The sequence below is a fragment of the Nonomuraea sp. NPDC049637 genome, assembly GCF_040675235.1.
Classification (GTDB): Bacteria; Actinomycetota; Actinomycetes; order Streptosporangiales; family Streptosporangiaceae; genus Nonomuraea.
Genome location: NZ_JBFAOM010000027.1, coordinates 40,444 through 58,454, shown reverse-complemented (window position 1 = coordinate 58,454; position 18,011 = coordinate 40,444). Strand labels below are relative to the sequence as shown.

At 71.9% G+C, this 18,011-nt stretch carries 17 protein-coding genes and 1 pseudogene; 11 read left to right on the top strand and 7 right to left on the bottom strand.

Translation table 11 applies throughout. The features are described from left to right. The first annotated feature begins 3 nt into the window (after window positions 1-3). From tal to pgl, 5 genes are read left to right on the top strand one after another with little or no spacing between them, the layout of a single operon-like run. Window positions 4-1,095: a transaldolase gene (gene tal / locus AB0J71_RS31510; RefSeq protein ID WP_364393688.1), complete on the top strand. Its 1,092-nt coding sequence runs from the start codon at window positions 4-6 to the stop codon at window positions 1,093-1,095. After that, window positions 1,092-2,708, top strand: a complete 1,617-nt coding sequence (locus AB0J71_RS31505; protein WP_364417366.1) for a glucose-6-phosphate isomerase — start codon at window positions 1,092-1,094, stop codon at window positions 2,706-2,708. Before tal ends, AB0J71_RS31505 begins: the two co-directional genes overlap by 4 nt. A 1-nt stretch (window position 2,709) precedes the next feature. Next, window positions 2,710-4,311: a glucose-6-phosphate dehydrogenase gene (gene zwf / locus AB0J71_RS31500; RefSeq protein WP_364417364.1), complete on the top strand. Its 1,602-nt coding sequence runs from the start codon at window positions 2,710-2,712 to the stop codon at window positions 4,309-4,311. Then, entirely contained in the window at window positions 4,311-5,225 is a 915-nt protein-coding gene (gene opcA / locus AB0J71_RS31495; protein ID WP_352323011.1) for a glucose-6-phosphate dehydrogenase assembly protein OpcA, read from the top strand. Before zwf ends, opcA begins: the two co-directional genes overlap by 1 nt. A gap of 26 nt (window positions 5,226-5,251) precedes the next feature. Further along, entirely contained in the window at window positions 5,252-6,025 is a 774-nt protein-coding gene (gene pgl, locus AB0J71_RS31490) for a 6-phosphogluconolactonase (protein WP_352323012.1), read from the top strand. 39 nt (window positions 6,026-6,064) lie between these two features. Here the strand turns inward: pgl and add are convergent, their stop codons facing one another. Further along, a complete protein-coding gene (gene add / locus AB0J71_RS31485) occupies window positions 6,065-7,084 on the bottom strand; it encodes an adenosine deaminase (RefSeq protein ID WP_364417362.1) in 1,020 nt (339 codons plus the stop codon). A 102-nt stretch (window positions 7,085-7,186) separates the two neighbouring features. On the opposite strand from add, the gene AB0J71_RS31480 reads away from it, so the two are divergent. After that, window positions 7,187-8,083, top strand: coding sequence for a class I SAM-dependent methyltransferase (locus tag AB0J71_RS31480; RefSeq protein WP_364393699.1), 897 nt, complete (start codon window positions 7,187-7,189; stop codon window positions 8,081-8,083). A 319-nt stretch (window positions 8,084-8,402) separates the two neighbouring features. Here AB0J71_RS31480 and AB0J71_RS31475 read toward each other — a convergent pair whose 3' ends face one another. Together AB0J71_RS31475 and AB0J71_RS31470 are read right to left on the bottom strand one after the other, a co-directional pair. Next, the gene (locus AB0J71_RS31475) at window positions 8,403-9,161 is read right to left on the bottom strand and encodes an oxidoreductase (protein ID WP_364417360.1); all 759 of its coding nucleotides are present in this window, start codon (window positions 9,159-9,161) and stop codon (window positions 8,403-8,405) included. Window positions 9,162-9,200: 39 nt separating this feature from the next. Beyond that, a complete protein-coding gene (locus AB0J71_RS31470) occupies window positions 9,201-10,034 on the bottom strand; it encodes a hypothetical protein (RefSeq protein WP_364417358.1) in 834 nt (277 codons plus the stop codon). Between the two features lie 73 nt (window positions 10,035-10,107). On the opposite strand from AB0J71_RS31470, the pseudogene AB0J71_RS31465 reads away from it, so the two are divergent. Further along, a pseudogene (locus tag AB0J71_RS31465) lies at window positions 10,108-10,524 on the top strand (Clp protease N-terminal domain-containing protein); the annotation flags it as partial. Window positions 10,525-10,772: 248 nt separating this feature from the next. Here the strand turns inward: AB0J71_RS31465 and AB0J71_RS31460 are convergent. Both AB0J71_RS31460 and AB0J71_RS31455 read right to left on the bottom strand, forming a co-directional pair. Beyond that, window positions 10,773-11,243 (bottom strand): hypothetical protein, encoded by a 471-nt coding sequence (locus AB0J71_RS31460; RefSeq protein WP_352323020.1) that lies wholly within the window; start codon window positions 11,241-11,243, stop codon window positions 10,773-10,775. A 190-nt stretch (window positions 11,244-11,433) separates the two neighbouring features. Next, window positions 11,434-11,802, bottom strand: a complete 369-nt coding sequence (locus AB0J71_RS31455; protein ID WP_364417356.1) for a helix-turn-helix domain-containing protein — start codon at window positions 11,800-11,802, stop codon at window positions 11,434-11,436. 165 nt (window positions 11,803-11,967) lie between these two features. Between AB0J71_RS31455 and AB0J71_RS31450 the strand changes: the two genes are divergently transcribed. Beyond that, entirely contained in the window at window positions 11,968-12,351 is a 384-nt protein-coding gene (locus AB0J71_RS31450) for an STAS domain-containing protein (protein WP_352323022.1), read from the top strand. Between the two features lie 209 nt (window positions 12,352-12,560). Then, entirely contained in the window at window positions 12,561-13,094 is a 534-nt protein-coding gene (locus AB0J71_RS31445) for a hypothetical protein (protein ID WP_352323023.1), read from the top strand. Window positions 13,095-13,202: 108 nt separating this feature from the next. On the opposite strand, the gene AB0J71_RS31440 is transcribed toward AB0J71_RS31445, so the two are convergent. Then, window positions 13,203-14,219, bottom strand: coding sequence for a GNAT family N-acetyltransferase (locus AB0J71_RS31440; RefSeq protein ID WP_364417354.1), 1,017 nt, complete (start codon window positions 14,217-14,219; stop codon window positions 13,203-13,205). 337 nt (window positions 14,220-14,556) lie between these two features. On the opposite strand from AB0J71_RS31440, the gene AB0J71_RS31435 reads away from it, so the two are divergent. Further along, window positions 14,557-15,933 carry an FAD-dependent oxidoreductase gene (locus AB0J71_RS31435; RefSeq protein WP_364417352.1) on the top strand — a complete coding sequence of 459 codons (1,377 nt, stop codon included), beginning with the start codon at window positions 14,557-14,559 and terminating at the stop codon, window positions 15,931-15,933. A gap of 40 nt (window positions 15,934-15,973) precedes the next feature. Beyond that, window positions 15,974-17,578 carry an amidohydrolase gene (locus tag AB0J71_RS31430; RefSeq protein ID WP_364417350.1) on the top strand — a complete coding sequence of 535 codons (1,605 nt, stop codon included), beginning with the start codon at window positions 15,974-15,976 and terminating at the stop codon, window positions 17,576-17,578. A 49-nt stretch (window positions 17,579-17,627) separates the two neighbouring features. Here the strand turns inward: AB0J71_RS31430 and AB0J71_RS31425 are convergent, their stop codons facing one another. Beyond that, the gene (locus tag AB0J71_RS31425) at window positions 17,628-17,972 is read right to left on the bottom strand and encodes an RNA polymerase-binding protein RbpA (protein ID WP_082310244.1); all 345 of its coding nucleotides are present in this window, start codon (window positions 17,970-17,972) and stop codon (window positions 17,628-17,630) included. Window positions 17,973-18,011: the final 39 nt, after the last annotated feature.

Below are 18,011 nucleotides of genomic sequence, written 5' to 3'. Positions count from 1 at the left end.
AGTATGAGCGAGAACCTCAACAAGCTGTCCGGCCAGGGCGTTTCCATCTGGCTCGACGACATCAGCCGCGAACGGCTGCGCACGGGCAACCTCGACCAGCTGATCCGCGAGAAGAACGTCGTCGGGGTCACCTCCAACCCGACGATCTTCGCCAGCGCGCTCAGCAAGGGCGACGCCTACAACGCCCAGCTCCACGACCTGGCCGTGCGCGGCGTCACCGTGGAGGAGGCCGTCCGCGCCATCACCACGTACGACATCCGCTGGGCCGCCGACGTGCTGCGCCCGGTCTACGACGCCACCGGCGGCGTGGACGGCCGCGTCTCGCTGGAGGTCGACCCGCGCCTCGCTCGTGAGAGCGAGAAGACCGTGGCCGAGGCCCGGGCGCTGTGGTGGATGGTCGACCGGCCCAACCTGTTCATCAAGATCCCGGCCACGCTCGAGGGCCTGCCCGCGATCACGCAGGCGCTGTCGGAGGGCATCAGCGTCAACGTCACGCTGATCTTCTCCCTGGAGCGCTACCGCGCGGTCATGGACGCCTGGCTGGCCGGCCTGGAGGCCGCGCAGGCCAAGGGCCTGGACCTGGCCACGATCGAGTCGGTGGCCTCGTTCTTCGTCAGCCGCGTCGACACCGAGATCGACAAGCGGCTCGACAAGCTCGGCAAGCCGGAGCTGAAGGGCAAGGCCGGCATCGCCAACGCGCGCCTGGCCTACGCCGCCTACGAGGAGGTCGTCAGCTCCGAGCGCTGGCAGCGGCTGCGCGCGGCGGGCGCCCGTCCGCAGCGTCCGCTGTGGGCCTCGACCGGAGTGAAGAACCCCGACTACTCCGACACCATGTACGTCGACCAGCTCGTCGCCCCCGGCACCGTCAACACGATGCCGGAGAAGACGCTCGACGCCACCGCCGACCACGCCCAGGTCACCGGCGACACCGTGCGCCCCTTCTACGAGCAGGCATGGAACACCATGGCCGCGCTCAAGGACGCCGGCATCGACTACGACGACGTCGTGCGGGTGCTGGAGGAGGAGGGCGTCGAGAAGTTCGAGGCGTCCTGGAACGAGCTGCTGGAGAGCGTCACCAAGAATCTGGTGCCATGATCGAGGTGTCCTACCGCGAGGAGGGGGTGGCCGCGGCCGCCTCCTCCGTCGCGGGGCGCCTCGTCGCCGACGGCGTGCCCGCGCGGCTGGCCGGCGGCGACCCCACGCTGTGGGGTGAGGACGCCGAGGCGGTGGCGGCGGTCCGGCTGGGCTGGCTGACGCTGCCGCGCACCTCCCGCGAGCTCCTTCCCGAGCTGGGCAAGCTCGTGGAGCGGGCGCGCGCCGAGGGCCTGACGAACGTGGTGCTGGCCGGGATGGGCGGCTCGTCGCTGGCTCCCGAGGTGATCTGCCAGACCGCCGACGTGCCGCTGACCGTGCTCGACACGACCGACCCCGCGCAGGTCCGGCGGGCGCTGACCGACCTGCTGGAGTCCACGGTCGTGGTGGTGGCCAGCAAGAGCGGCTCGACCGTCGAGACCGACTGCCATCTGCGCATCTACGAACAGATCTTCACCGAGGCGGGCATCTCGCCCGCCGACCGGATCGTGGTCGTCACCGACCACGGCTCGCCGCTGGAGCAGCGGGCCATCGACGGCGGCTACCACCTGGTCCTGGCCGTCCCCGACGTGGGCGGCCGCTATTCGGCGCTGTCGGCGTTCGGGCTGGTGCCGAGCGCGCTGGCCGGGGCCGACGTCGAGCGGCTGCTCGACGACGCCGAGGAGGTGCTGCCGCTGCTGTCCCTCGACACCGGCAACCCCGGCCTCGACCTGGGCGCGGCCCTCGGCGGCGCGGCGCTGGCCGGGCGCGACAAGCTCGTGCTGGAGGACCAGCTGTCCGGCATCAACGGGCTGCCCGACTGGATCGAGCAGCTCGTCGCCGAGTCCACCGGCAAGCAGGGCAGGGGCATCCTGCCGATCGTCAACGCCGACCCCAACCACACCAGCGATGAGCTGGTCGTCGCGATCGAGTCCGACGACGGCGCCGTACGCGTCGACGGGCCGCTCGGCGGCCAGTTCCTGGTCTGGGAGTACGCGACGGCCGTGGCCGGGCTGCTGCTGGAGATCGACCCGTTCGACCAGCCGAACGTGGCCGAGTCCAAGGAGAACACCGCGGCCCTGCTGGCCCTGCCCGACCTGCCGCTCGGCGCGCCCGCGCTGGTCGACGGGCCCGTCGAGGTCTACGGCGCGGTCCGCTCCCACGACCTGCCCGGTGTGCTGGCCGAGCTGCTGAAGGCCATCCCGCACGACGGCTACCTGGCCGTGATGGCCTACCTCGACCGGCTGGCCGCCTTCGACGCGCCCGTGCCCGAGGGGGCCGACTTCGAGCAGATGACCGACGCGTGGATGATGGCCGACGCGGCCACGCTGCGCGCCCTGCTCGCCATCCGCACCAACCGGCCGGTGACGTTCGGATGGGGGCCGCGTTTCCTGCACTCGACCGGCCAATACCACAAGGGCGGGCCGCAGAACGGCGTGTTCCTGCAGATCACGGGTGCGGTGACCGACGACGTCGCCGTCCCCGGGCAGCCGTACACGCTGGGGCGGCTCCAGCTCGCGCAGGCGCTGGGCGACCTGGCCGCGCTGGAGACGCGCGGACGGCCCACCGTACGCCTGCATTTGACGGACCGCGCGACGGGTGTCGCGCATTTGCTCGCAGCCGCACAGGAGGTTTGAGATGACTGACGAAGCATCTCCTGAGGAGGAGGTCGTCGCGGTGGCGGCGGCCGTGGCGAACACCGCCACGACATTGGAGGTCGCCGAGGCCAACCCCTTGCGCGACCCGCGTGACAAGCGGCTGCCGCGGGTGGCGGGGCCGTGCGTGCTGGTGCTGTTCGGCGTGACGGGCGACCTGGCCAAGCGCAAGCTGCTGCCGGCCATTTACGACCTGGGCAACCGCGGCCTGCTGCCGCCCGGTTTCTCGCTGGTCGGTTTCGCCAGGCGCGACTGGAAGGACCAGGACTTCGCGCAGTTGACGCACGACGCGGTCAAGGCGCACGCGCGTACGCCGTTCCGCGAGGAGGTCTGGAAGCAGATCCTCGAGGGCATCCATTTCGTCCCCGGCGAGTTCTCCGACGACGGAGCCTTCGACGCGCTGGCGATGGCGTTGGCCGAGATCGACCAGACCCGCGGCACGGGCGGCAACTACGCTTTCTACCTGTCCGTCCCGCCCAAGTTCTTCCCCGTGGTGGTCGAGCAGCTCAAGCGCACCGGGCTGTCCGACGCGCCCGAGGGGTCGTGGCGGCGGGTGGTCATCGAGAAGCCGTTCGGCCACGACCTGCAGTCGGCCCACGAGCTGAACGAGATCACCACGTCGGCGTTCCCGGAGAGCTCGATCTTCCGGATCGACCACTACCTGGGCAAGGAGACCGTCCAGAACATCCTGGCGCTGCGCTTCGCCAACAACCTGTACGAGCCCATCTGGAACCGCAGCTTCGTCGACCACGTGCAGATCACCATGGCCGAGGACATCGGCATCGGCGGGCGCGCCGGCTACTACGACGGCATCGGCGCGGCCCGCGACGTGATCCAGAACCACCTGCTCCAGCTGCTCGCGCTGGTCGCCATGGAGGACCCGACCTCCTTCGACGCCTCGGCGCTGCGCCGGGAGAAGGAGAAGGTGCTCAAGGCGGTGCGGCTGCCGTCCAACCTGGGGCTCAACACCGCCCGCGGCCAGTACGCGGCCGGGTGGCAGGGCGGCGAGAAGGTGGTCGGCTACCTCCAGGAGGAGGGCATCTCCGCCGAGTCCACCACCGAGACGTACGCGGCCGTCAAGCTGGAGATCGCCAACCGGCGGTGGGCCGGGGTGCCGTTCTACCTGCGTACCGGCAAGCGGCTGGGCCGCCGGGTCACCGAGGTGGCCGTGGTGTTCCAGCGGGCGCCGCACCTGCCCTTCAGCAAGACCGACACCGAGATCCTGGGCCAGAACGCCCTGGTCATCCGCGTGCAGCCGGACGAGGGCATCACCGTGCGGTTCGGGTCGAAGGTCCCGGGCACCGCCATGGAGGTGCGCGACGTGTCCATGGACTTCGCCTACGGCGAGTCGTTCCTGGAGTCCTCGCCCGAGGCGTACGAGCGGCTGCTGCTCGACGTCATGATCGGCGACCCGCCGCTCTTCCCGCACCAGCGCGAGGTCGAGCTGTCCTGGACGATCCTCGACCCGATCGAGGACTTCTGGGCCACGCAGGGACAGCCCGAGGCCTACGAGTCGGGCTCGTGGGGCCCGGAGTCGGCCGACGCGATGATGGCCCGCGACGGCCGCGTGTGGAGGAGACTCTAGTGACGACTTTCATGCTGTCGGACACGACGGCCGGCAAGATCTCGGCGCAGCTCATGCTGCTGCGCCACCAGATGGGCGCGCCCGCCATCGGCATGGTGCTGACCCTCGTGGTGGTCTCCGAGGAGCGCCACCAGTACGACGCGCTGCGCGCCGCCACCGAGGCGGCCCGCGAGCACCCCTCGCGCATCATCGTGGTGATCAAGCGGGAGGAGGCCGAGCCCAACCGGCTCGACGCCGAGCTGCGCATCGGCGAGAACACGCCGGGCGAGGTCGTGGTGCTGCGCCTGTACGGCGAGCTCACCCAGCACGCCGACTCCGTCGTCAGCCCCCTGCTGCTGCCCGACACCCCCGTGGTGGCCTGGTGGCCGGGCGCGGCCCCCGACGTGCCCTCCAAGGACGCGATCGGCGCGCTGGCCCAGCGGCGCATCACCGATGCCAAGGGCTTCGAGAACGGCGGCGCCGCGTCGCTGGTCACCCGCGCCAAGGGGTACGCCCCCGGCGACACCGACCTGGCCTGGGCCCGGCTGACGCCGTGGCGCAGCCTGCTGGCCGCCGCGTTCGACCAGCCGGTGGGCAAGGTGCGCAAGGGCGTGGTGGAGGCCAGCGCCGGGCACCCGAGCGCGCCGCTGCTGGCGGCCTGGCTGTCGGAGCGGCTGGGCGCGCCGGTCAAGGTGGGCGAGTCGGCCGGTCCCGGCCTGACCGCCGTACGCCTGCAGACCGGCGACGGCGAGCTGTCGGTCATGCGTTCCGACGCGCGGCTGGCCACGCTGTCGCGGCCCGGCCAGCCCGACCGGAACGTGGCCCTGGCCAGGCGGCACACCTCCGAGCTGATGGCCGAGGAGCTGCGCCGGCTGGACAGCGACGAGGTCTACGAGGCCGCCGTCAAGCGCTTCGCCCGTACGTACAAGGGCTGACCCCCTCCACTTGAGAAAGAAGTGTCGTGAGCGTTCCCAACGTTGTCGTGCACCGCGACGCCGACGTCCTGGCCAAGGCCGTGGCGGCGCGCATCATCACGCGCCTGGTCGACGTGCAGTCGGCCAAGGGGTCGGCCTCGATCGTGCTGACCGGCGGCACGGTCGGCATCGCCACGCTGGCCGCCATCGCCGCCACTCCAGCCCGTGACGCCGTCGACTGGCGGCGCCTGGACGTCTGGTGGGGCGACGAACGTTTCGTCCCCACCGGCGACAAGGAACGCAACGAGACCGGCGCCCGCCAGGCGCTGCTCGACCACGTGGACCTGGACCCCGCCCGCATCCACGTCATGCGCGGCCCCGACTCCGGCATGACGGCCGAGGAGTCGGCCGAGGCGTACGCCGCCGAGCTGCGCGCCGCGGCCCGCCCCGAGGACCACGGCCCGGTGCCGGCCTTCGACGTCATGCTGCTCGGCATGGGCCCCGACGCGCACGTGGCCTCGCTGTTCCCCGGCATGCCCGCGCTGTACGACACGCGCCCGGTCGTCTCCGTGCACGGCTCCCCCAAGCCGCCCCCCACCCGCATCTCCCTGACCCTGCCCGCCATCCAGGCGGCGCGCGAGGTGTGGGTGGTGGCGGCCGGCGAGGAGAAGTCGGGCGCGGTCCGCCTGGCGCTGTCGGACTCGGGGCACGTCCAGGTGCCGGCGGCCGGCGCCCGCGGCCGGGCCGGCACCCTGTTCCTGCTCGACCGCGCCGCTGCCGCCAAGATCCCCCCAGAACTGGGCCGCCTGGCCTCCCCCTGACCTCGAACGCGGGTCGGCGACGCACGACGCGCCTGGCCGTCAGAGGGCGGCGGTCAGGGTGTCGATCTCCTTGAGGAGGGTGTGCTTGCGGTCGGGGGTCAGGTAGGAGGCGTTGACGGCGTTGCGGGCCAGCTGGGCAAGCTCGGTGGCGCCCAGGCCGAGCACGTGGGCGGCGGCGCGGTACTCCCCCGCCAGCGTGGTGGCGAACATGGGCGGGTCGTCGCTGTTGAGGGTGACGTACAGGCCCTCCTCCAGCATCCGGGGCAGCGGGTGGGCGGCGAGCTCGGGCACCTGGCCGGTGCAGACGTTGGAGGTGGGGCAGACGTCCAGGGGGAGCTGGGTCTCGCGCAGGTGGGCCACCAGGCGGGGGTCGGACAGGCAGTTGATGCCGTGGCCGATGCGCTCGGCGCCGTAGCCCTCGATGACCTCCCACATCGTCTCGGGGCCGCTCATCTCGCCGCCGTGCGGGACGCTGTGCAGGCCGGCGGCGCGCGCGGCGGTGAAGGCGTCGCGGTAGGCGTCGCGGTACTTGGGGCGGTCCTGTTCGATGCCTCCGATGCCGAAACCTACCAACGCGGCGGGAGGTTCGCGCAGAGCGTGGTCGACGGTGATCCGGGCGGCCTCCTCGCCGTACTCGCCGGGGATGTCGAAGATGTAGGCCATCTCCACGCCGTGGTCGGTCAGTGAGCGGCGGGCGGCCAGGTCGAGGGCCTCGGTCACCTCGCGCATGGGCATGCCGACCATGTGGTGGGCGTACGGGGTGACCTGCAGCTCGGCGTACCGGCCGCCCTGCCCGGCGAGGTCCCTGGCCAGGCCTAGGACGAGGGTGGCGACGTCCTCGGGCTCGCGGACGAGGCTGTTGACGGCCTGGTACACGCGGGCGAAGTGGGGGAAGTCGAGGAAGGTGTAGAAGCGGCGCAGTTCCTCCTCGGAGGTCGGGACCTCACTGCCGGGATGCCGCCGGGACAGCTCCAGCACGGTGTCGACCGAGGCCGATCCGACCAGATGTACGTGCAGCTCCACCTTGGGCAGCGCGTCGATGAAGGCGTCGATGGTCATGGCGAAGACCATAAGCCTGAGATTTCCCCCTGAGACAGGGAAAGAGGCGAAATTTCACGGCAAGATGTCAGGATTCGGGTTGCACAGGTAGGCTCCTGGTTCGTGAGAGATCCTGAGGCCTACGACCGCGGCTTCGCGCGGCTCAGCTCGCACACCGTCCAACCTCTGCTCGCCGCCGTGACTCGAGACTCCGCCGTGACGCGAGACGCCGCCGTGACGCGAGACGCCGCCGTGACGCGAGGCCCCGCCGTGACGCCGGGCACGGCCGAGCCCCCAGGCATCGCCGCGCCCCCGGGCGCTGACGTGACGGCATTGCCGGACGGCCGGGAGGCGGAGCGGCGTCCGGAGCGGATTCTCGATGTCGGATGCGGCACCGGCGTGGTCACGGCGGCCGCTCTCGCAGCCGGTGCCGAGGTCACCGCCGTGGACGCCGACCCCGCCATGCTGGAGCTGGTCGCCCGCCGCCACCCCGCCGCCACGGTCCGCCGGGCCACCCTGCCCGTCCTGCCGTTCGAGGACGCCTCCTTCGACGCCGTGGCGGGCAACTTCGTCGTCAACCACGTCGCCGACGTCCCGGCGACGCTCGCGGAGCTGCGCCGGGTGCTGCGTCCCGGCGGCGCCGTCGCGCTGACCTGGTGGAAGTCCGACGAGATGACGGCCACGAACGTCTTCGCCGAGGCCCTGGCGGCGGCAGGAGTGCCGTACGAACCCCCGGTCCGCCCCTTCTCCGCCGTTGAACGGCCGGAACGCTTCGCCGCGTCGCTGGCGGAGTCGGGCTTCACGGCCGTGGACGTGCGCACGCTGCGCTGGCGGCACCTGGTGGACGTCGCCGCCTGGTGGAGCGGCGTGGTCGAGGCGGGCGGCCCGCGTTTCGAGACGATCGCCCGCCAGCCGCCGGAGACCTACGCCCGCGTCCGGGCCTGCTACGACCGCATGGCCGCCCCGTACGCCGGCACGGGCTTCCCCGTCTGCGCCCACCTGGCCCGCGGCATACGCTGACCGGATCAGGACCGGCGGCGCCGGCCACGCCGCCGACCGGCTCTTCGCCGAAGAGCGGCCCGGTGAAGATCATGGCTGCCACAGCAGAGCCTCAGGCGACCTGTGGACAGCTGCGTCGAGCTCGCCACCCCGCTCGACCAGGACGCGCACGCCTATCACTTTGTGGGCGCGCAAGGCCCCGGCGAGTGTCCGGGGCCGCGGCAGGTTGTTCAGCGGGGGGCGATCTCCTCGAACCGTACGCCTGTGAGCTGCGCGGACACCTCCCACAGCCGCCGGGCGACCTCCTCGGACCTGGCCGTCTCCGAGGGCGTGAGCAACTTCAGCCGGGGGCCGACGAACTCGCCGCCGGTGATGTCCGGAGAGGTGGCGGCGTACAGGGAGGGGGCGGCGCCGGCGTCGGCCGACTGCAGGAACAGGCGCAGGAGGGCTGCAGGGGCCCCAGCTTGACGAAGCGGGTCGCGGTGGCACCCGGGTGGGTGGCCACGCTGATCAGCCGCACACCGGCGCTGTCGGCCCGTCGCTGGAGCTCCAGGGTGAAGAGCAGGTTGGCGAGCTTGGACCGTCCGTACGCGCTCATCCGGCCGTACCCGCGTTCCAGGGCGAGGTCGTCGAAGTCCAGCCTGCCCATGGAGTGCGCGTCGCTGGAGACGGTGACCACGCGCGCGTGCGGGGCGGCCAGGAGCCGTGGCAGGAGCAGCCCGGTGAGCGCGAAGTGGCCGAGGTGGTTGGTGGCGAACTGCAGCTCCCAGCCGTCCTTGGTCACCTGACGGGGGATCAGGCCGATCCCGGCGTTGTTGATCAGCAGGTCCACCTTGTCCACCGTGTCGGCGAAGCGCCGGATCGAGGACTGGTCGGCCAGGTCGAGGGCGCCGTATCTGACGTCGGCCCCCGGCACGGCCCGCCGGATCTCGGCCACGGCCGCCTCGCCCTTGTCCGCCGAGCGGGCGGCCACGACGACGCGGGCTCCGTGCCGGGCCAGCTCGCGGGCGGTGGGCAGGCCGATGCCGCTGTTGGCGCCGGTCACGATGGCCGTTGTGCCGGTGAGGTCCGGGATGTCGGCGGGCGTCCAGGGGGCCATCGCCCCTCCTTGCAGGTGTATGAGCGCGTTTCGTGCACCTTAGTCCAGTCGGCGGCGGGCGTGGCGCTCCTCGCGGCGGGTGACCTCCAGACGTTGCCGGACCTCCTCCAGCCGTTTGCGCGCCTTGGCGAGCTTGCGTTCCAGCCGGGCGACCTTCTCGGCGCGTTCGTCGTAGTCGCGGGTGACCGACTCCAGGGCCTCGGCCCACTCCCGGTGGGCCGCCTCGGCCTCCGCGCGCTCCTTCGCCTTCCTGGCCTCCCTGGCCTCCTTGGCCTCCTTGGCCTCTCGGGCCTGCCTGGCCTCGGCCTCCGCCCGCGTCCGCGCCTCGGCCGCCGTGTCCTTCCCGGCCCGTCCCCGACCACGCGAATCGGGCCGGGGCCCGCCGGAAGGCGCGGCGGAAGGGGTGGTGGCGAGGGCGGGGGCGAAGCCGCTGTAGCTGAGCGGTTTGGCCAGGCGGCCGGCCCGCACCTGGTCGGCGGCGCCGTCGTCCACGACGGCGGCGTCCAGCGTCTGGTCCACCTCCGAGGCGGCCGCCGCCGACAGGCCGCCGGCCTGCCTGGCCAGCCTCGCCACCCTGGCGGTCGCCTCGCCGCGCGCGCGGGTCAGCTCGGCCAGCGCTTCGGCGTCCTGCGCCTGCCAGGCCGCGCGCAGCCGCTCCCCCACGCCGAGCAGTTCGGCCAGCTCGGCGGGGTGCTCCCGGGCCAGCCGGTTGACCGCCCAGGCCGAGACGGTGGGCTTGCGCAGCTTCGCGATGTCGCGCGAGAGCCGTACGTCGCCCGCCTCCTTGGCCGCGCGGACCTCGGCCGCGCGGGCGGCGGTGAACTCCGCCGGCGGGACTGCGTAGAGGCGGCCGGCCACCTCGTCAAGATCCACACAGGACAAATACCCCACGCGGCGCGGTTTGTAGCGCATAGTGGAGGCAGCCCCAGTCGAACGGAGGCCCCCGGTGTTCGAACGCTTCACCGACCGTGCGCGCAGGGTCGTCGTGCTCGCCCAGGAGGAGGCGCGGCAGATGAGCCACGACTACATCGGCACGGAACACATCCTGCTGGGCCTCATCTACGAGGGCGAGGGGCTGGCCGCGCTGGTGCTCGACGGCTGCGGCGTGGAGCTGGAGCACGTACGGGCCTTCGTGGAGCGCGAGGTGGGCCGCGGGGCCAGCTCGCCGAGCGGGCACATCCCCTTCACCCCGCGCGCCAAGAAGGTACTGGAGCTGTCCCTGCGCGAGGCCCTGCAACTGCGCCACAACTACATCGGCACCGAGCACATCCTGCTCGGGCTGATCAGGGAGGGCGAGGGCCTGGCCGCCCTGGCTCTGGCGGACACCGGCGCCGACCTGGCCGACGTCCGGCAGCGCCTGCTCGACCGGGTGGGCCGCGGCACCAGGGAACGTCCGACGGAGGTGTACTTCGGCGGCGGCTCGGTGCTCGCCGAACGGCTCACCCGCATCGAGGAGAGCCTGGAACGCATCGAGCGCCACCTGGGCATCGGCCCCGCCGCCGCCGACCCGGACGAGCCCGAGACGCCCACGCAGGAAGGGCCGCGCGGAGAAGGCCTGGGCTGAGGCGACCGGCAGCCCCTGACCGGCAGGCAGGCGCGCGTTCACGGCGTTCAGGAGTGGGCGGCGCGGATCTCCGTCACGGTGAACTCGTCGACGATGTGCCTGTTCTGCACCAGGAACCCCACCACCCCCGCCACCGCCTCCGCGCCCAGGGCAGCCCGCACGCGTGCGCTCAAGAGGTAGACGAGGGGCGTCGCCGGCTGGGTGAGAGTGAGGTCGCGGTCGTGGCGGTGCACGTCCTGCAGCGCCCTGATGGGGATCGGCCGCTCAGTGGTGAACCACACCGCGACCTCCCAGAGCGGCTGCGCCGGACCGACGTCGGCACAGACGTGGTAGCAGGTGACGCAGCCATGCGCGGCATGCCGGCCATGCGGACAGGTCCACTGGAGGACGTCGGCCGCGCTCTGGGGCTGGGCGCCCAGGACGGCTGCTTCGGTGACGCGGCGGCGCGCCCGCCTCGGCCGGTCCTCCCACGGGGAGACGGAGTCACTGCTGATGATCGGATCCCTTCGCGGCTGCACCCCAAGACATCCAAGCCTAGTCTCGTCAGCGGCCCTGTGTCCGAGCGGCGGGAGTCGCCTGCGAGAGCCTTGCCCGAAGCAATGGCTTGAGGACTCCACGACCACCGCCTGGACGTCAGGAACGCCGCCAAGAGCTCCGGGAATCCGGTTCTTCGCGGCCCCGCGACACGCCTTCGGGTCATGGCCGCGGTCAGTTGTCCTGGTGCGCCTGCCGGGGCAGGTCTCGTTCGGTGAACATGTCCACCAGCAGGCGGATGGGCAGTTCCGCCTCGGTGGGATAGCGGAAGTGCTGGTCCAGGTTGAGGTGGTAGTGGTTGCGGCGACCTACCCGCTCGCGCACGACATAGCCGCCCTGGTGCAGGTCGGAGACGATGCTCTGCACCGTGCGCTCGGTGATGTCCAGGGTCGCGGCGATGTCGCGGAGGCGGGCCTCCGGATGGCGGGCGATCTCCAGCAGGACCCGGGCGTGATGGGTGAGGAAGGTCCACCGGCGCTCGTCCGCACGGCCGGCCACCGCCTCATCGGCTCGTGCGTCCACTGACGTGTCGGAGATGCGCATCCCGACAGCATTTCACGAAGGGACTGTGCAGAAAACTCTTTCCGGTATTGTATTTCGGGATTACAGTTGGGGCTGCCTCGGCAAGCACGGTCCCCACATCGGGGAGAAGCGATGCCCATTCCCGGAGGCAGCCATCGTGAACCACCGAACCGAGGGGGCATCGTCATGACCCCGCTACTGATCGACTCGTGGGACACACCCGGCGCGGTGGTGGTCACCGTGACAGGCGAAATCGACACCACCAACGCCCTCCGCCTGCAGGAGTACCTGATCCGGGCGGCTCGGGCCGGCGTCCCGGTGGTGCTCGACCTCGCCGCGATGACCTTCATGGACAGCAAGGGACTGCAGGCGCTGATCCACGTGCACGACGAACTGCGCGCTGTCGGAGGCGGTCTGCACCTGGCGTCCGTCCAGGGCACCCCCGCCCGGCTCTTGGAGATCACCGGCGTAGCGGACTTCCTGAACGTCCACCCCAGCGTCGACCACGCCCTGACCGCACTGGACGAGCCGGACGCGGGCGACTCCTTCCCCGAGCGGAACCCCGCCTGACCACTCGCCCCTTGACAGCCCGGCCGTAGCGAGCCGGCGCGGGCTTCCCCGCGGGCACCCCTCACCGGTGGAATCCCGCATGGCGCACCCCTCCTCCCTGTGTCCGGGATCACTGGCGCAGTGGGTATTTGTGCGCCGACCGACCAGCCTGGCGGCGTGTGTACTACCCGAGGCCCGCAATCCGGCGGACCGCTTCATCAAGGGGATACATGTTCACGTCAGGAAGACCAGGACGCACCGCTGCGTTCGCCGCCGCCATGTGCGTGGCCGGAATCGGCGCCGCGCTCGCCTCGCCGGCGCAGGCGGCCACCGTGTACAAGGAGCTCGAATACCGCGGCAACGCCTCCAGGCTGGTCCTGTCCGCGGAGGCGAACTTCAACGGTTCCTTCGTCGTGCTGAAGGCCGACACCAACAGCGCGCTCGGCCAGTGGGCGCAGACCGCGACCGTCTCCTCGGGCGGCGGGCAGCCCGCCTTCGTCTACACGCTGCGGGCCAGCCTGGAGACGGGCTCTCCGCTGTGCCTGACCGCCAGGAACGTCGTGGACGTGGTCGTGGCCGCGTGCGACGACACCGACAGCCAGAAGTGGTTCCACCCCACCGCCGTGTCAGGCCCTGGCGGCACCCTGCCGACCAAGAACGTCGCCAACCTCCGGCACCTGGGGCAGAGCCAGTCTCCGCAGGCGACATCGTTGTCGCTGTTCGGGCCGATCGGCGTGCACTTCTGGGCCAAGCGCACCGCCTGAGCCATCGAGGCGGCCAGCCGTGGATCCCAGTGCTCCTGAGCTGGTGTCCCTCTGATCACATCGGCGCAGGCGAAGGCGCGGTCCTGACCGGGGCCGCGCCGTCGCGATTCACACCATGGCGGCGACGGACAGGCGGGCCTCGATCACGCCGGGATCGTCGGTGGGGCCGACGGCGGCGCCCAGCCTGGCCATGAGCCGGTGCATGCGCATGTTGTCCGACAACATGGTGGCGCGGATCTCGGCGAAGCCGTGGTTGCGGGCGGCGTCGATGAGGATGCGGGCGAGCGCGGCGCCCAGGCCGCGGCCCTGCCAGCCGTCCTCGACGAGGAAGGCGAGTTCGGCGGCGCCGGGGTCGGCGCGGTACATGAGGCTGGCCAGGGCGATGACCTGGCCGTCATGGCACGCGACGACGGACTCGCCGCGGTCGCGGTCGCACAGCCGGTCGAACATGCGCGGCGGCAGGGACGGCATGGCGGTGAAGTAGCGGAAGCGGCGCGAGGCCGGGGTGCAGCGGTCATGGAGGTCGCGCACGGCCTCGCGGAAGGCGGGCGTCAGGGGGCGGACGTCGACCTCGGTGTTGTCGGCCAGGCGCAGGGACCGGTCGCTGCCGGCGGGTTCGGCGGGGGGCTGGGCGAGCCGGACGAAGGCGGCGGCGCGAGCGGCCTCGGTGAGGGTGAAGGGCAGCTCGCGGCGGCGCAGCTGGATGACGCGCTTGGGGGCGACGGGGATGACGAGCTGGTGGGGGTCGGGCAGTTCGCTCACGGGCTCACCGTAGGCCCAGCGGGCGGAGTCCGCGCGCAGCAGGTCGGCCAGGATCGCCGGCAGGCGCCATGGCTGGGCGTGCAGGCGGGCGGCGAGGAGCAGAGCGCGAGTGGTCTCGTCGGCGAGCTCGTGGGCGGCGGCGGGAACGACGTGGACGCGGCGTCCGCCGGCGGCTTTCAGGGCGGCGGCGACGTCTTCGGCGGAGGCGGGGACCTCGGCGACGAACTCGTCGACGGTGCCGGCGGTGTCCGGCTGCACGGACAGGCCGAGGATGTTGCCGCCGCGCTCGGCCAGGGCGGTGGCGAGGGAGGCGAGGCGTCCGGGTCGCTCGTCGACGGTGGCGCGGATGCGCATGTAGGCCATGGGGTCCCCTTCCGTTGTGATTCCAGCGTGGAAGAGGTGTGTTACGGGGTTGCTACACGGTGGTGGCTCCGCCGTTTCGTTTCCCGGTTTGCGGCTTTTGCGGTCTTCGCCCAGCTCCAGGTGCCGCCATGGCGTTCCACCGAGACCTGCATGACCGCCTCGGGGGGCCCGCCGGGAGTGGAGGCCGGCCGTCCGGTTCGCTCGTGGTCCGGACGCGCACGAATCCCGCGAGGAGGAGCACGCCGGGGTACGTGCCCCCACCCGCTGACGACGGGTTTCATCACGAATTTCGTCGTGAGATGCGCCACCTAATCCCGATATAGCAGGATATGTGGCCATGAATGCGCGAGTTCCCTTGTCGTCCGGATTCGTCAACGGTGACGTGTCCTTCTGGTACCGCTCGTCCGGGGTGCCGGAGCCCGGTCCGCGGCTCGACGGCGACCTGCAGGCCGACGTGGCGATCGTCGGGGCCGGCTACACGGGGCTGTGGACCGCGTACTACCTCAAGAAGGCCCGCCCCTCGCTCCGGGTGGTGCTGCTGGAGCAGGAGTTCGCCGGGTTCGGCGCCTCGGGACGCAACGGCGGCTGGCTGACCGGCGACCTGGCCGGCTCCCACGAACGGTACGGCTCGGGCGCCCGCCGGCTGCAGCGCGAGATGTACGCCTCCATCGACGAGGTCATCGCGGTCTGCGAGAACGAGTCGATCGACTGCGACATCGTCAAGGGCGGCGTGGTGAACGTGGCCCGCACCCCCGCCCAGGCCGACCGGCTGCGCGCCTCGGTGGCCGCCGCCCGCGCCTGGGGCATCGAGGAGGCGGACCTGCGGCTGGCCGACCCCTCGGAGCACGTGCGCGTGGCGGGCGCCCTGGCGGCCTCCTGGAGCCCCCACTGCGCCCGCATCCAGCCCGCCAAGCTGGCCCAGGGGCTGGCCAGGGCCGTACGCGACCTCGGCGTCCCGGTCTACGAGCGCACCCCGGTCACCGAGATCGCCCCCGGCCGGGCGGTGACCCCGTACGGGACGGTCACGGCGGCGTACGTCATCCGCGCCACCGAGGGCTTCACCGCCCGCCTGAACGGCCTGCGCCGCCAGTGGCTGCCCATGAACAGCTCCATGATCGTCACCGAGCCGCTTCCCGCCTCCTTCTGGGACGAGGTCGGCTGGCGGGGCGCCGAACTGCTCGGCGACCTCGCGCACTACTACATGTACGCCCAGCGCACCGCCGACGACCGCATCGCCTTCGGCGGCCGGGGCCGTCCCTACCTGTACGGCTCCCGCATCGACGCCCGCGGCCGCACCCACGAGTGGACGGTCGAGGCCCTGTGGCGGCTCTTGGTCGACTTCTTCCCCGCGGCCCGCTCCTCCTCGGTCGCGCACGCGTGGTCGGGCGTGCTGGGCGTGCCGCGCGACTGGTGCTCGACCGTGCACGTGGACCGCGCGACCGGCCTGGGCTGGGCCGGCGGCTACACCGGACACGGCGTGACCACGACGAACCTCGCCGGGCGCACCCTGCGTGATCTCATACTCGGGGAGGAGACGGAGCTGACGTCCCTGCCGTGGGTGGGGCGCAAGGTGCGCTCCTGGGAGCCCGAGCCGCTGCGCTGGATGGGGGTGCACGCGATGTACCGCCTGTACCGGGTGGCCGACCACCGGGAGCGTTCCATGCCCCGCACCTCCGCCCTGGCCCGCTTCGCCGACCTGATCACCGGTCACTGACCCCGTACCGGGAACCCGCACTGAGAAAGGGAGAACCTCCATGAACATCCTCTTCCGTGGTGGAGGCGCCTTCATCGGCGGCGCCGTGCGGCGCGACGCCGTGCTGGTGCGGGACGGGGTGATCGCCGCCGTCGGCCCGGAGGGCGAGCTGTCCCGCAGCGCCCCCGGCCACGACACCGTCGACCTGGACGGCGGCCTGCTCACCCCGGGCTTCATCGATGCGCACATGCACCCGGTACAAGCCGGACTCGAACGAGCAAAGTGCGACTTGTCAGAGATTTTCGGCCTAGACACCTACATCGCCAAGATCTCCGACTACGCCACGAAAAATTCAGAAAAAGAGTGGATCGACGGCGGAGGCTGGGACATGTCAGCCTTCCCCAACGGCCTCCCCCACCGCTCCCAGCTCGACTTCCTCGACCGCCCCGCCTACCTCATCCAGCGTGACCACCACGCCGCCTGGGTCAACTCCCGCGCCCTCGACCTGGCCGGCATCACCCGCGACACCCCCGACCCCGCCGACGGCAGGATCGAGCGCGACGCCGACGGCACCCCGTCGGGCGTCCTGCACGAGGGCGCGATGGACCTCGTCGGCCTGCTGGCCCCTCGCCCGACCGCCGAGGACCAGGCCCGGGCCCTGGCCGAGGCCGAGCAGCACCTGTTCTCGCTGGGCGTCACCGGCTGGCAGGACGCCATCGTGGGCTCGTACGCCGGCTCTGACGACCAGCTTCCCACCTACCTCGACGCCGCCCGCGCGGGGCGGCTGCGCGCCCGCGTGGTCGGCGCGCTGTGGTGGGACAGGACGCGCGGCGAGGACCAGATCGAGGACCTGGTCCGCAGGCGGGCCGCCGCCGAGGGGCTGGACCGGTTCGCCGCCACCTCCGTCAAGATCATGCAGGACGGCATCACGGAGAACTTCACCGCCGCGACGCTGGAGCCGTACTGCCGGTGCGGCGGCACGGGCCTGTCCTACGTCGATCCCGGCAAGCTCAAGCGGTACGTCGCCGAGCTGGACCGGCTGGGCTTCCAGGTGCACTTTCACGCCATCGGCGAACGTGCCGTGCGCGAGGCCCTGGACAGCTTCGAGGGCACCGACCCGGCCAACCGCCACCACATCGCCCACCTGCAGATCATCGAGCCCTCCGACGTGCCGCGCTTCGCCGCGCTGGGCGTCACGGCCAACCTGCAGCCCCTGTGGGCCACCCACCACGCCCAGATGGACGAGCTGACGCTGCCGTTCCTGGGCGAGCCGCGCTCGTCGTGGCAGTACCCCTTCAAGGATCTGCAGGCGCACGGCACCCGGTTCTGCGCGGGCAGCGACTGGCCGGTCTCCGACGCCGACCCGATCCAGGGCATGCACGTGGCGGTGAACCGTACCGAACCGGGCGGATCGGTGCACGCGGGCTACCCGACGGCGCAGACGCCGTTCCTGCCCGGCCAGCGCCTCGACCTGGCCACGGCGTTGACCGCGTACACCGAGGGGTCGGCCTGGATCAACCGCTCGCCGGCGGGCGTGATCGCACCCGGCCGCCCGGCCGACCTGGTGGTGCTCGACCGCGACCCCTTCGAGCTGCCCCCGGCCGACATCTGGACGACGCGGGTGCGCATGACGTTCGTCGACGGCGTGGCGGTGCACGGCCGGTGACGCGCGAAGGGCCCCGGTGACCAGCACCAGGGCCCTTCCGACGGCTCGCCTACCAGGGGGACTTGTTGTTGCGCAGGCGCTCCAGTGCCTCCTCGAGGATCGCCTTGCCGTCCTTGTCGCTCCGGCGCTCCTTCACGTAGGCCAGGTGCGTCTTGTACGGCTCGTTCTTGGGCGGGGCAGGCGGGGCCTCCTCGTCCTGTCCGGCTGGGAGGCCGCAACGTGGGCAATCCCACATCTCGGGGACCGCCGCGTCGCTGGCGAAACTGGGGCGCGTCTCGTGCATGTTGGCGCACCAGAACGAGACCCGCACTCTCGGAGCTGCCTCGCCGCGCTCGGCCTCCCCCATAGGGCCGGCGCCGACTCGGCTGCCACGGATCGCGTTGCCACTACCCACGGATGAACTCCTCGCTCGATCGCCCCGCGTCGTGACACG

Excerpts from the sequence above, each read along its gene's own strand:
- AB0J71_RS31450 (WP_352323022.1), top strand. The coding sequence starts at position 11,968 with ATGACCCCGCTACTGATCGACTCGTGGGACACACCCGGCGCGGTGGTG.
- add (WP_364417362.1), bottom strand. The coding sequence starts at position 7,084 with ATGACCATCGACGCCTTCATCGACGCGCTGCCCAAGGTGGAGCTGCAC.
- AB0J71_RS31435 (WP_364417352.1), top strand. The coding sequence starts at position 14,557 with ATGAATGCGCGAGTTCCCTTGTCGTCCGGATTCGTCAACGGTGACGTG.
- AB0J71_RS31505 (WP_364417366.1), top strand. The coding sequence starts at position 1,092 with ATGATCGAGGTGTCCTACCGCGAGGAGGGGGTGGCCGCGGCCGCCTCC.
- AB0J71_RS31475 (WP_364417360.1), bottom strand. The coding sequence starts at position 9,161 with ATGGCCCCCTGGACGCCCGCCGACATCCCGGACCTCACCGGCACAACG.
- AB0J71_RS31455 (WP_364417356.1), bottom strand. The coding sequence starts at position 11,802 with ATGCGCATCTCCGACACGTCAGTGGACGCACGAGCCGATGAGGCGGTG.
- AB0J71_RS31445 (WP_352323023.1), top strand. The coding sequence starts at position 12,561 with ATGTTCACGTCAGGAAGACCAGGACGCACCGCTGCGTTCGCCGCCGCC.
- AB0J71_RS31440 (WP_364417354.1), bottom strand. The coding sequence starts at position 14,219 with ATGGCCTACATGCGCATCCGCGCCACCGTCGACGAGCGACCCGGACGC.
- zwf (WP_364417364.1), top strand. The coding sequence starts at position 2,710 with ATGACTGACGAAGCATCTCCTGAGGAGGAGGTCGTCGCGGTGGCGGCG.
- AB0J71_RS31430 (WP_364417350.1), top strand. The coding sequence starts at position 15,974 with ATGAACATCCTCTTCCGTGGTGGAGGCGCCTTCATCGGCGGCGCCGTG.
- tal (WP_364393688.1), top strand. The coding sequence starts at position 4 with ATGAGCGAGAACCTCAACAAGCTGTCCGGCCAGGGCGTTTCCATCTGG.